This is a genomic window from Mucilaginibacter sp. CAU 1740, assembly GCF_039839285.1.
Classification (GTDB): Bacteria; Bacteroidota; Bacteroidia; order Sphingobacteriales; family Sphingobacteriaceae; genus Mucilaginibacter.
The window spans coordinates 114,892-127,730 of record NZ_JBDOQS010000017.1 but is presented as its reverse complement, the minus strand read 5'-3'; the positions used below and the strand labels follow the sequence as shown (position 1 = coordinate 127,730).

9 protein-coding genes are annotated in these 12,839 nt (G+C 42.7%); 4 read left to right on the top strand and 5 right to left on the bottom strand.

The features are described from left to right. Positions 1–5: 5 nt before the first annotated feature. Positions 6–485, bottom strand: a complete 480-nt coding sequence (locus AAFN85_RS28545) for a hypothetical protein (RefSeq protein ID WP_347531382.1) — start codon at positions 483–485, stop codon at positions 6–8. A 392-nt stretch (positions 486–877) separates the two neighbouring features. Here AAFN85_RS28545 and AAFN85_RS28540 point away from each other — a divergent pair, with 392 nt between their 5' ends. The 3 genes from AAFN85_RS28540 (at position 878) to AAFN85_RS28530 (ending at position 4,548) form a co-directional block, all read left to right on the top strand. Next, positions 878–2,881 carry a sensor histidine kinase gene (locus tag AAFN85_RS28540; protein ID WP_347531381.1) on the top strand — a complete coding sequence of 668 codons (2,004 nt, stop codon included), beginning with the start codon at positions 878–880 and terminating at the stop codon, positions 2,879–2,881. After that, positions 2,868–3,503 (top strand): response regulator transcription factor, encoded by a 636-nt coding sequence (locus tag AAFN85_RS28535; protein WP_347531380.1) that lies wholly within the window; start codon positions 2,868–2,870, stop codon positions 3,501–3,503. The genes AAFN85_RS28540 and AAFN85_RS28535 overlap by 14 nt, the downstream gene beginning before the upstream one ends. Positions 3,504–3,723: 220 nt before the next feature. Beyond that, positions 3,724–4,548: a DUF4241 domain-containing protein gene (locus AAFN85_RS28530; protein ID WP_347531379.1), complete on the top strand. Its 825-nt coding sequence runs from the start codon at positions 3,724–3,726 to the stop codon at positions 4,546–4,548. A gap of 110 nt (positions 4,549–4,658) precedes the next feature. On the opposite strand, the gene AAFN85_RS28525 is transcribed toward AAFN85_RS28530, so the two are convergent. The 4 genes from AAFN85_RS28525 to AAFN85_RS28510 all read right to left on the bottom strand — a co-directional run bounded on the left by AAFN85_RS28525 (position 4,659) and on the right by AAFN85_RS28510 (position 11,695). Next, positions 4,659–6,221, bottom strand: coding sequence for a RagB/SusD family nutrient uptake outer membrane protein (locus tag AAFN85_RS28525; protein ID WP_347531378.1), 1,563 nt, complete (start codon positions 6,219–6,221; stop codon positions 4,659–4,661). A 12-nt stretch (positions 6,222–6,233) separates the two neighbouring features. Continuing rightward, the gene (locus tag AAFN85_RS28520) at positions 6,234–9,638 is read right to left on the bottom strand and encodes a TonB-dependent receptor (protein WP_347531377.1); all 3,405 of its coding nucleotides are present in this window, start codon (positions 9,636–9,638) and stop codon (positions 6,234–6,236) included. A gap of 238 nt (positions 9,639–9,876) precedes the next feature. Further along, positions 9,877–10,977: a FecR domain-containing protein gene (locus AAFN85_RS28515; RefSeq protein WP_347531376.1), complete on the bottom strand. Its 1,101-nt coding sequence runs from the start codon at positions 10,975–10,977 to the stop codon at positions 9,877–9,879. 106 nt (positions 10,978–11,083) lie between these two features. Further along, positions 11,084–11,695 (bottom strand): sigma-70 family RNA polymerase sigma factor, encoded by a 612-nt coding sequence (locus AAFN85_RS28510; RefSeq protein ID WP_347531375.1) that lies wholly within the window; start codon positions 11,693–11,695, stop codon positions 11,084–11,086. A gap of 268 nt (positions 11,696–11,963) precedes the next feature. On the opposite strand from AAFN85_RS28510, the gene AAFN85_RS28505 reads away from it, so the two are divergent. Next, positions 11,964–12,794 carry an SGNH/GDSL hydrolase family protein gene (locus AAFN85_RS28505; RefSeq protein ID WP_347531374.1) on the top strand — a complete coding sequence of 277 codons (831 nt, stop codon included), beginning with the start codon at positions 11,964–11,966 and terminating at the stop codon, positions 12,792–12,794. The last annotated feature ends 45 nt before the right edge of the window (positions 12,795–12,839 follow it).

Below are 12,839 nucleotides of genomic sequence, written 5' to 3'. Positions count from 1 at the left end.
TATTATTAATAAGTATAATCGTGGGTAAAGTCGGCATCTTTGGTTACCGCTACGTTTTGATTATCGGCTTTTACCTCACCATTAATTTCGGCCTTGTAACTAATGGTGTAGGCTACATTTGCAGGGCTAAGGCATTGTACGCCAACACTGATAGCCTGTAACGGTGTTACCGATTCAATAACATAGGTTTGCGTAGTGCTTGTAAATTTATTAGCACCCAGGCTAACAGCTTGTTCATTGCTTTGCGTAGTTCCGTTTACTTTCCAAACTGTTGTGTTTGATGGATCTGTAGCCACACCAGCCATAACAAATGAGATATAGGCCGATGAAGGTGCACCTTTAACGGTTACCGTAAATTTGGCTGTTTTGCCTTTGGAGGTAGGTGTAGTAGGGCCGTCGTTCTTTTTGCTGCATGATGAAATGCCCGCTAAAAGCGCGATACCGAAAAATGATAAAGTGATTCTTTTTAAAATAGATGTTTTCATTTAGATGTTTGATAAAATATAAATAGAATAGACAATTGCGCTTTTAAAACCGAAGCGGTTAAGTGATAAGGTTTAGGTTTAAAGCCTTATAAAATGTGGCTGTTGTTTTGGCTATAAATAAGTGCCAGGCAACAATATTTGATGCAGATAAACCTTATTGAAAATAGATGTTTTCATAAAATATTTATTTAACGATAGATTAATTGCAAAGCTATCCTATCTACTTTTGAACTGAAATACCCTGATTTGTCGATTTTATTCTCCTGATTTTTAGGTATTTTTTATTTAACTAAAAGGATAGCGACCGAGATTCCGATTTAAAAAGGCATATTGTGAGTTGATTCGGTCGGTTAAAGCTTTACCGCGATAGCCCGGGCCGGTCCGTCTACCACATGAAAAACTTATACCTGCTGCTGCTTTTAATGCTGTGCGCATTGCCGGGAGTATCCCAACAGCAAATACCGCTTAACGAAAAACGATATGTTGATAGCCTGGAAAACATCCTGAAACCAGGCCACGCCGATAGCTCAAAAGCCAATGCCAGTTTCCTGCTGGTAGATTATTGGAAATTTAAAGACACCTCAAAAAGCAAAAGCTATTTGCTAAGCGGTAAAAAACTGGCATCAAATTATCCTTACTACAACGCTCTCGCTCTTTTTTACGAAGGCCAGTATTACTTTAACTGGAACCATGCAAAAGCTTCGGAAGCTTTTAAAAAGTCGGCAGAGGCTTTGGCTGCATTTAACGATAGGCGGGCTTATGGCAACCGGGCAGCGGCTTGGTTTAATTACGCCTTGATGAATAAGGATGCAAAAGGGTACGATTTTATAACAACCATCACCCTCGAAAAAGCCATCCCCAACGCCGAAAAGGCAAATAACCCTGTTATGCTGGCGCATTATTACACCCAACTCTCTACCATTTTTATGAATAATTATCAATTTGCCAAAGCCGGCCAGTACGACCAGAAAGCTATTGAGTTATTGGAAAAAGCAGGGCCGGGATCATCAACCTTGCTTTTTGCTTACTTAAGTGGCGTGAGTATTTATTGCTATGACAACAAAGCCGCACTCGCCGCCCCGCTTTTAAAAAAGGCGGAGTTGCTGTTAAAAGCCTTCCCCGAATCGGTAAACTATACGCTGTACTGTTATAACGAGGCTTTATACTACACCACCATCCAACAACCAGATAAGGCGCTGATCAGTACCGAAAAAGGTTTGATCCTTGCAAAAAAATATAACCAGAAGCAGCTGTATCAGCAATTCATTTTCAGGAAGTACGAGATCTTCAGTCAGCAAAAATCATATGCCAAAGCGAGGCAGGTATTACTCGATATAGTGAAAGAAGGCACCCTGACTACCGACGCTAATGACCGTGCCGAAATTTTCGGCGAGCTGGCTAAAACCAATGCCCTGATGAATAACTACAAGGAAGCTTACAACTGGCAAGCCAAACAGAAGGTTCTGGCAGATAGCATCCATAAAGGGCAAACCCAGGTAAAGATCAACGAACTGGAAACCAAATATCAAACAGCAAAAAAGCAGGAAAAGATAACGTCCTTGCAAGCCCAAAACAAGCATGCTGCGTTAAATGCTAAAAACCAGCGCCTTTATAATTGGATCCTGGGATTGAGTTGCGTATTCCTGTTGGCGGGTCTCGCGTTTATGATCACCAACGCAAGGATCAAGCACAAGTTCGCGGCACAAAAGGAGATCAACTATCAGCAGCAGCTTAAAGACCTCGAGCAAAAACAACAATTAAAAGTAGCCAAAGCCATGCTTGATGGCGAAGAACACGAACGTGAACGCGTAGCCCGCGACCTGCATGATGGCCTGGGTGGAATGCTCTCGGGCGTAAAAATAGGTTTATCCGGGTGGACAAGTAGCAAGGCTGATATCTCCGACGATAAAGACCTTCACCGCATTATTAACCAATTAGATACCTCGGTAACAGAACTACGTCGCATTGCCCGTAACATGGTGCCGGAAACTTTACTAAAATTTGGCTTGGAGGTAGCGCTAAAAGATCTGAGCGAGTTTTACATGCGCGATGGTTTACACATCGAATACCAGGCCTTCGATATTGATAAAAACATAGCGCTTGCCGTGCAGCTGCATATATACCGCATTGTGCAGGAACTTATTTCGAACGCTATAAAACACGCCAGCCCCAAAAACGTTATGCTGCAATGCAGCCAAAACGGCGACACCTTTTTCATTACCCTTGAAGATGATGGCTGCGGATTTGATACCGCCGTGTTAAATAACAAAAAAGGGATGGGACTGGATAACCTTAAAAACAGGATAGCCTTTTTAAAAGGCAGGTTTGAGATCCAATCTGAAATTAACGAAGGAACCACCATTAATATTGAACTAAACACCAATGCAGACGGATAGGCTTACCATTGCCATAGTAGATGACCATCCCATAGTAATTGAGGGATTGAAAATGTTATTGCAAAACGAGGAAAACCTTGAAGTAGTAGCTGGCTTTAGCGATGGAGAAGGAATCCTGGCTTATACCCGTTTAAACAAGGTCGACCTGATTTTGCTGGATATTACCCTGCCCGATATTAATGGGATGGACCTATGCAGGATGATCAAAAAAGAATCGACGGCTACCATGATACTGATTTTGAGCAACCATACCGAACGGAGCATTATTATGCAAACCATTCAAAACGGGGCCAGCGGCTACCTGCTCAAAAACAGTTCGATTGATGAATTACGCAATTGCATTACCGAGGCCGTGAAAGGGAATATCTGCTTTAGCAAAGAGGTTACTGATATTATCAGCCGCCCAACTAAAAATCAATTACAAGGCCGCCCGCAGTTAACCCGCCGCGAAAAACAGATCCTGTCGCTCATTGCCGAAGGAAAAACAAGTCAGAGTATAGCGACTGAGCTTTTTTTAAGCCCTTTAACAATTGATACCCATCGCAAAAACCTTATCCAGAAATTTGAAGTGAAAAATGTAGCTGAGCTAATCAGGGTGGCGCATCAACAACATATGTTGTAGTGACATTTTAATTTTGCACCTGTAAATCAAAGTCTACAATACCTATAAACACATATCGATAAGTAATCAATCTGCAAATAACCTTCTAACATATAACCTAAACTTCCGGGTTTGTATTGGCAGCTAAGAACGATGCGCCAGAACCGAAATTTTGTACCAGATATCTACATAAATCGCGCTTTTGATTAATTCGTTTTTTTTAACTTAAACAAATTTTACAATGAAAATTACAAACCTTATCGCTTGTGTCTGTCTGATTACCTGCTCATGCAATCAGCAACAACAATCTGCAAATGAACCTTCTGGTAATCATCAAAGTCAGACACCAAATAATCGCACTTCTGATGCCCTGAAAAAAAAAGTCATCCAGCATGATGTATTATCTCGTATAAATTACAATCAGTTTTTTGAAAGTAAAGTGATCGACAAAATACCTATCCAACTTTTGGAAATAGGTAACCTCAACGTACCAACAGGGAAAATTGTAGCATGCGATCCGCTTACAACAGTAGATTTCATCCCTTTTAATAAAACTGTTAAACCAGGCATATATCCTGTTAAAATTTATGTTGCTCAAACAAAAGAAGCAGGCGAAAGATATGCGATCGCTAAGTTGGAATTCAGTTCGAAAAAGGCGGATAAATGGGTACTTGCCCTTCACGATGGAGAAAACACTTCAGAATTAAAAGACCCTGACGAGTATTTTGGTTTCCCGGTAGATGCCGGGCTTGGTGGATTTGTTGATTATAAAGCAGCTTTAGCATACAGGAAATTCGAAGATCAATTTCAAAAAGAGCATCCGGGCGGGAATATTTATGATGATTATTTGGCAACCGAGTTTAAAAAGAGCGCGAAAGATGCAAATGATCCCAAGGATATTGGTGACTGGATAAATTTAAAGATCCCTAACTCTGATCTAAATATAACCATGTTTCACTCGGGTTACGGAGATGGAAGCTACCCTGCCTATTGGGGCATGACCAAGGATAACGAAATTGTTTCGTTAGTAATAGATTTTATTGTATTACCGCTAAGTACAAAGTAGCGCGTATTATACCGGCAATTACACGGCTAAAAACTTTAATAAAACCCTAATCAACAACAAAGCCGGGCGTAAAACGCCCGGCTCGTAATTGCAGAATGATATGGTAATCTTTATTTATAACCCGGATTCTGATCTGCAGGTGTGATCTGATCGTTCAGCTTCATCTCAACATCAGGTATCGGGTAGCGCATCTGGAAGGTCTGGATCGAACCCGACTGATTAGCCCATTTATTACGCGATTTTATATAATCAACAAACTTACCGGTACGAATCAAATCGATACGGCGCCAATTTTCGGCAAAAAGCTCGCGGATGCGCTCGTCCATAATGGCTGTTCTGAAACCATCCTGGCTCATTGCAACCCAGCGTTTATCGGCCGGTAATGTTCCGCCCCAGGCGCGGGTGCGCACTTCGTTTACAACAGTTACCGCATCATTGGTTCTGTTCAACTCGTTTAAACACTCGGCATAGCAAAGCTTGATATCGCCAAGACGTAAAACAGGGATGTTTTTGCCGGAGTTCCACATGTTGTTGATCTTTTGATCGGAGTGTTTATCGGTACGGAAATCCTCGTACTTTTTAACGTGTGGCTTCAACTCATCGTAGTTATTACCAAGATCTTCCCAAAGGATTGGATCTAAAGTAGGGGTAGTACCATAATAAGTAAAGTCATAACGGATACTTTCGTCCTTGCGCAGGTCGCCATCTTCCCAAACACCACCGTTGGCAACCGTTTCGTAAGCGTGGATAGTTGGTACCAGCTTATCGTAACCTGAGTAATAACAACCATCGCCAAATGCAGCCTGTACAGCACGCGAACCTATCTGGAACTGTAATTTGTTGTTATTAGGATAAACCGGGCCAAACTGCAATTCAAATATCGATTCGGCAGTGTTACCTTTTGTATAATCCCACAGGTCCTTATAAGGCACTAATGCGTACTTGCCCATCATTTGCTCAAAAGCCAAACGTGCTTTGTCAAAATCCCTCAGATCTGTTGATACCGGGGCCGACATGTAGGCTTTACCGAGCATAGCGAAAGCGGCTCCGTTTGTCGCCCTTCCGGCCGCGTTCGTTTGCGGGCAAAGTTCAGATGCCTTTACAAAATCATTGATAATGAATGCCCAAACATCCTTAAGCGGCTGGCGTTTAAAGCCCAGCGTAGCTTCCCGGCTGATATCGCGGATAGGGATCTCGCCCCAGTACATGGCCAATTCAAAATCAACAAAACCACGTAAAAAGTAAGCTTCGCCCAATAGGCTGCCTTCGCGGCTACCTGCTTTAGGGTTCAACTTTTCCAAGCCGTTAATGATCTTGGCTGCTTCGTTTACTACGGGCCAGCGAATATTCCACTGATTGGCAAGATGCGGTAGTAATGAGTTCAGGTTAAGATCGTACTTATCAAGACCACCCTTTATCGCGTCACTTTTCATCTGAAAAGCGCCCTGTTGGGTCTCGTCGGTACCCATCATGGTAATGAGGCCTTGCTCGTCGGTACGGAAATTTTTAAAATTCGAGTACACGCCTTTAAGGCTGGTCTCGGTAAGGTTAACGTCAGAATATACCTGCGACTCATCCAGTTTAGTTAAACTATCGTGTGTCAGGAATTTTTTGCAGGATACTGTGCTTAACAACGCACCCGCAAGGCATATGGTAAATAATGTCTTTTTCATAATCATTCAGGTTTAAAATCCAAAGTTTATCCCTAAAACAAAGCTTCTAACCGGCGGGTAACCGTAATCTCCGGTTTCAGGATCAATACCCTTGTATTTGGTAACCACAAAAAGGTTTGAACCGGTTGCATAAACGCGCAGGCGGTTTGCTTTCCACTGGCTTAACAGCTTATCCGAAAAATTATAAGACAAGGTTAAAGTTGAAAGGCGTAAATACGACGCGTTTTGTACCGTGTAATCCAGATCAGAAGGGTTGTACCTGTTGTAGCTTGTATTGGCTATTACCTTCGGGATGTTGGTATTGGTATTCTGCGGGGTCCATCGGTTAAGCAGACCTGTTGAAGCCATGCTTTCGCCATAGCTGTTGATCAAACCTTCGTAATAGCTGCTGATTTTTTTAGCACCAACAGAGTAAACAAATACCGCGTTCAAGGATAGGTTTTTATACGAGAAATCTGTTGAGAAACCACCAAAAAACTTAGGATCTGATTTGCCTACAACCTGCTTGTCGTATTGGTCAACCACACCATCTTTTACGCCGTTGGGGCCTGATACATCTTTGGCAAATAAATCGCCCAGGCCAACAGTTTTTCCGTTATAATTAAGGCCTTCCCATTCCGAACGGTTTGATTCCTGGGCAATGCCGCCAGATACGTAGGTATAAATGGTATGCAGCGATTGGCCAAGGAAAATATTATTTTCCCGTTGAATAACGTTCTCGTTTAGGTTATAGATCTCAGTAGCGTTACCGTACAGTTTCTTCACGGTGTTTTTAGTGAAGGAGATATTACCGGCAAGGTTCCAGTTCCAGTCTTTACCTTGTATTACCTGTCCGTTAAGCGATAGCTCGATACCTTTATTGTTCACCCGGCCTATGTTTTCCCATTCAACGCTATAACCCGTAGTTCCGGCTAATGAACGGTTAAGTAACAAGTTATCGTTGTTGATATAAAACGCGTCGGCATTGACATTTAAGCGCGACTTGAAGAAGGCCATTTCCAAACCTAAATTGGCTTGTTTCTGTTTTTCCCAGGTGATGTTAGGATTACCCCGGCGACCATCGTTATAAATTAACGCGTTGCCGTTATCTATCTTCGAACCATAAAGCGTTTGGTAAGCATAATTACCAATATCCTGGTTACCAACCACACCATAACCAACACGAACCTTCAACAGATCAAAAACCTTTTGATTTTTAAAGAAGTTTTCGTTTGTAACGGCCCAGGCTGCAGAAACCGAAGGGAAAGTACCCCAACGTTTATCGGCTGCGAATTTTGATGATCCGTCGCGACGGGCAGTTGCTGTTAAAAAGTATTTATTATCATAATCGTAGTTAGCCCTCGCAATTACCGAAAACAGCGAATTATTGTCGAAAGCCGACCCTAATACTGTTTTTTCTACAGCGGCGGCACCTCCCAGATCATAATACAAAAGATCATTGCTGGCAAAACGATCGCCTTGTGCCGATGTATAGTTTGATGAGCGTTTGCTGGTACTTGTACCTAATAAGCCTGTAAAGTGGTGTTTGCCGCCAAATGTAGTGTTATAGGTTGCGGTGTTATCCCATTGCCAGTACAGATCGGCCCAGCGCTCGTGTCTTGCACGCGCGTCACCATTGTAGTTACGGATAGCTTCCTGGATGTTATTTGGCGTGAAGGTGAAAAACGTTTGCTGCGCGTAATCAACCGCGTAGGTTGAACGGATATCCAAACCTTTTATAGGGTTGATGTTGATATAGTTTGATGTTACCAACCTGTTCCTGTTTTGCTGGCGGGTAATATCTAACGAGTTGAACGGGTTAAAATCGTTATTGTTCTGCTCTCCGTGGGATCTGTAATATACTGTTAAGTAGTCACTCCCATAACGGGTTGCCGGATCTTTGTACGGTCCATAATTTAAAAGCGGGTTGCCGTTAAGGGCTTTATTGTACACGTCATCCGTTGGGATATTATCATCTGTGCGTGTAAAGCCTGTGTTGGTACCAACTTTTAACCAGCGTTTAACATCATACTCGGCATTGAAGCGGCCTGTGTACTTGTTTTGCTTGGTATCGTCAATAATACCTTTTACGCCAGCATAGCCTAAGCTTAAATAGAAGGTTCCGCGTTCAGAGCCACCGGCAAAAGCTACCGAATGGTTTTGCTGATAACCGGTTTGTTTAACCTGGTTAAGCCAGTTAAAGCTTTGGCCACTGTTGTGGGTATCAAATTCCTGCTGCGAAAACGCGATATTGGTTTTTAACAGGGTGTTGTTGATATAATCCTGGCGGTTGGCGTTCGGGTTATCTTTCATATAACCGTTTGCATAGGCATCCAAACGGAGGTCGAACAACTGGTTAGCATTCATGGTAGATGGCATTCTCATCACATTGGTGAAACCGCCCCAGCCTTCGTAAGTAACCGTACCGTCACCCGCTTTCCTTTTGCCTTTTTTGGTAGTGACAATAATCACACCATTGGCACCGCGCGAACCGTACAATGCAGTTGCCGAGGCATCTTTCAATACCTGTACCGATGCCACATCATTCAGGTTGATGGATTTAAAACCACCCTGGTTATTCTCCATCACCAAACCATCAACTACATAAATAGGGGTAGAGCCCGAGTTAATGGTGTTGATACCGCGGATCCGGATGCTGGCGTCATCACTTGGTTTTGAACCGCCGCTTACAAACACGCCCGAAACGCGGCCTTGCAAAGCTTCGCCAACGTTGGTAACTGGTCTTTCTTCCAGTGTTTTCGATTCGATATTGGCCACAGCTCCTGTAAGGTCTGACTTTTTGAAGGTAGCACCTACCACAACCACCTCGTTAAGGCTGTTGCTGCTTGAAACCAGTTTAATTTTAAGCGGATCGTTACCTGTTGCTACTTCCTGCGTTTCGAAGCCGATGTAGCTTACTACCAACACTGTTCCGGCGGCGACGTTCAGCGTGAAATCGCCGTTAACATCAGTTACCGTACCTGTTTGGGTTCCTTTTACTTTAATGGATACCCCAGGCAATGGCAACCCGGCCTCATCAACTATCTTACCTTTTATAGGGGCACGCGACATGTCAATTTCGGCGTGCGAAAACGCTTCAATATTAGGCTGAGCCGCCTTCAGCGCCCTGATCACGATTACATCTCCCGAGGCATCAAAAGCTAAATTAAGCGGAGATAAAAGCAGGTTAAGTACATCGCCCAGCTTACTGCCGCTTACGTTAAGATTCACTTTTTGATCGGCATTGATCAGTTCGGCAACATAAGTGAACGATACATTGGTTTTATCTTCAAGCGTTTTTAAAACACTTTTAAGCGACTTATTACTCTCTGATACAGAAACACGGGTTTCAAGCGCCGCTTGCGCTTTAGAATTTTTAGCAAAAGCACTTCCGAATAATGTTAGAATTATAGTTAGTTGTACAAGCGTAATTCTCATTATTTTTAGGAGTATAGGTTTATATTTCATACTTTAGTTTTGGTTAGTTATTGATTTAGTAACTGGCAAAAAAGCCCCATCTCGGATCTCTAAGAACCAAGGAAACATTTGAACGTGTGAAAATTGGGGCGAACAACTTAGCCGGCAGTACCGCAAATATTGCCGGTTTTGTTATTTAAAGGAGTGTGTTTGGTGATCTGCTTCTCTTCATGGGTTAAATTAAACTTGTAATAATTGGTTATTTATCAGAATTGGTTTTAGCATCTGGCGAGCCGATAATGATCCTGCCGTCGGTAAACTGGCACTCCATATCAAGTGCTTTACAAATTATCCTCACTTTCTCATCCAGCGGTTTTTCTGAAATAGAGGTTGTGATGGTAAGCTTTTCAAGCTTTTCACGGTCGTATTCGATATTTACGCCGTAGGCCTGGTTAATTTTTTCGATCACTGTTATAACAGGGGTATTATCAAAAGTAAATTCTTTAACGGCGCGCTCTTTTGAAAGCACTAACGGCTTGGGCAGTAATTCTTTCTTATTATCTAATTTTTCGGCCGAGTAAACAACCTGCTGGTTAGGCGTAAGGATAACTTGATTACTATGTTTCGGATCTTTTGCTGCCGCCGCGCCATCATATACAGCAACCCGACCGGTGTTAACAACCACCTTAACATCCTTGCGGCCTTCAATACGTTTTACGGTAAAACTTGTACCAAGTACCCTCACCACCACATTGCCGTTGTGTACTAAAAACGGCTTAGCCGGGTTTTTATGAACCTCAAAAAAGGCTTCGCCGGTTAAAAACACTTCCCTGGTATTGCCAAATTTAGCAGGATACCGTAATGATGATGCCGGTTTTAGCACGGCGAGGCTTCCATCATTCATTCGTACCAATTGGGTGGTGTCGGTTTGATTAGAAACATTCAGAAAATCATCTGCTAAGGCAGCCACGGCCGGCTTGCTTATTATATTTTGATCACGTAAAGTATAAAGCCCAATACCTATAGTGCCAAACAGCAGGACGGCTGCGGCTACCCTGAACCACGTGGTTTTATAAATAGGTACAGATGCTTTTTCTGTTACAGGTTGCCGGTTGATACGTTGCTGTAAGGAATTAACGAGTTCATCAACCCGGTCATCAGATAAAGAGACCTCCAATGGTTTTATCTTTAACGATTTTACCATAGAGGTGGCCTCTTCCACAACGCTTTGCCGCTCGGGGTGTAGTGCCAGCCATTCCAGCCAAAAAACTGCATGATCTGGCTGTTGTTTTACAACCCAGTCAATAAAAAAATCGTCATGCAAAAAGTCTTCGACTTCGAAAGTTGAGTAATCGGTCATCTGAAATTCGGGCTCGATTGGTTTCTACCCTTATATATCAGAAAACAGCCCTGAAATACTCACTTGGTGGAATAAAAATTCAGGAAATTTTGCAATTTGCTGTATATCAATAAAATAATTTAGCTAATCTTATTAAGATATATCCCCAAATGCTCATAATAGTCCAGCTGGCCTTGAAGCTTTTATAGGCCCGCTGTAATAAGTTATGTACTGATTGCCGGTTGATGCTCATCACTTGTTCGATCTGGGTAAAATCAAGGTCTTCGAAAAAGCGTAGGTAAAGCACCTCCCGGTGGCGGGCGGGTAGTTCATTAAGCACCTTGGTTACCCTGGAGTTTAACGTAACAATATTGGTATCCTCAATCAGTTTAGATTCGATGCTGAAATCGACGAGAAAATCATATTGCTCATCAAGTTCCTGGTGGCGGTTCCAGTTTTGTTGTTCGCGGAAAACGCGGTGCCGCATCGCTTTAAAAAGATAGCCTTTTACAGCTGGTGTAGCGCCAATGCGCTCGCGGCGCTCCCAAAGGTCATGAAAAAGTTGCTGGATACAGTCCTCAATAAGCGCTTCGTTTTGATGAAAACGATAGCCATAATTAAATAAAGGCTTTGCATAGCGCCTTACCAGCTCTGTATAAGCTGTTTGGTTACCCTGCCTGAAAAGATCCCAAAGATCAGTTTCCTGAGTTGATATCGGGTAATCATTAATCACGCCCATTGCTCTCCATCACTTTTCGCCGTTTTGCGAATAAACAACTTTTTAAATTAATCGGTTAGTGCTTTGCTTGTTATACAGGAACCAACAAAATAAAACGAAAGTTAGCTAAAAACCAACTAAAAAATTTGGGTAGCCTACAACTGAAGATACGCAGGTGTAGGACATCCGAATTTACGCGGTATAAACTACGGTCGCGCAGCACCATAGGCACTTTTACAATTGACAGAAACCTGATTATTACCTATTTTTATTGCAAACCAAACGCCAATTGAAAAAGCCAATCTTATTTCTGCTTGCACTATCGGTGCTTTTATCATCCTTTACTCCGCAAAAAGAATTGACCTGGATGGCCATTGGCGATTCGATCACCTATTTAAACGGCCGACCCGAACTGACAAAAAATCGGATCTCCAAGGGATATATGGACGATGTAGTAGCAAAACTTCCTTACATCAAATTCACCAACAACGGCCATCCCGGCTGGACGGCGAAAAGCATTGCAGATAACATCGATAAACTCGACCTGGTAAAAACAGATATCTATTCCGTTTTTCTCGGCACAAACGATTGGTGGGTAGGCTTACCTATAGGTACCATGAGCGATTATCAAAATAAAACAGGTAACCAAACCGTATATGGTTCGTACCGTACCATTATAGATAAGATCAGGGGACTTAACCCCGATGCCATGATCATCCTGATAACCCCGCTGCACCGTACCGATTATGTTGACTTAAACAATCCATCAGTTTTTATTCATGGCGATTACCTGGATAAGGATGGCGTTTATCTTTCACAATATGCCGATGCTATCAAAGCCATCGCCGGTGCCGAACACCTGAAACTGGTTGACCTGTATTATAAAAGCGGCATTACCACCAAAAACGCGGTAAACTTCCGCCGCCTGCGCGATCCGCAAAATCGTGAATACCGCAATTACAAATACCCAGATTATACCAAAATACCTTACGACCCGGCTACCGATGATTATCCCTACCCGGTAGAAGCTATGAACATGACCTACGATGGTTTGCATCCTTCAGATGCGGGGCACCAGCGAATTGCGAATATGTTGGTTAAGGTGATGAAGGGGTATTAATAATGTTTTTCATGGGAGCATTATTTGAATAAGATACAGGCTCCT